The sequence below is a fragment of the Shewanella sp. SG41-4 genome (genome assembly GCF_014164505.1).
In the GTDB taxonomy this organism is placed as follows: Bacteria; Pseudomonadota; Gammaproteobacteria; order Enterobacterales; family Shewanellaceae; genus Shewanella.
Genome location: NZ_JACJFI010000745.1, coordinates 1 through 572, shown reverse-complemented (window position 1 = coordinate 572; position 572 = coordinate 1). Strand labels below are relative to the sequence as shown.

Annotated in this window: 1 pseudogene; it reads right to left on the bottom strand. The window is 37.1% G+C overall.

Annotation, left to right across the window (positions count from 1 at the left end):
• Nucleotides 1-305 (bottom strand): annotated as a pseudogene (locus H5202_RS23645) (glyceraldehyde-3-phosphate dehydrogenase); the annotation flags it as partial.
• Nucleotides 306-572: the final 267 nt, after the last annotated feature.

Genomic DNA, 572 nt, shown 5'->3' with positions numbered 1-572 from the left:
TCCTTGTTATTACGCCAGTAGTTAATCGCTAATTTACCAATGTCCACTCGGCAATGCTTAATCGCTAATTTGCTAAGTGCTACAACAAATGGGAAACTTTCACGAAGACGTAATTTTTCACCGACATGACGACGTACTAAACGGTGTGACTTAATGATTTCGATGGTTGATGCATTTAACAATGGTTTACCATATACCATTACTTCAATGCCTTGGTTACGATACAACTTGCCAAGCAACGGTTGCATTGCTTCTGCCATTTCGAAACGTTCTTGCCAGCTCTGTAAATGTTTATCTGCGCTCATGTAGGGATCCTTTATCTCACTTTTCTAGTTTTTTTCAGAAAGGTTTGAGTAACAAAAAGAAAAGACCAATAATGTAGTATATTGTATGGGGGTAGCCCCTGTTGGTCGCCGACATTGTAATGAAATACAGGCTATTTCGCTAGTAACAAATTTTCGGTAAATGTGTAATTTTATTAGACAATTTATCTCTCGGAGAGCATTTTGAGCAAAAATTTTGTATTAATTACATCATTTACAGTTATTGGGGCTTTATTTGGCCTTTTTGGC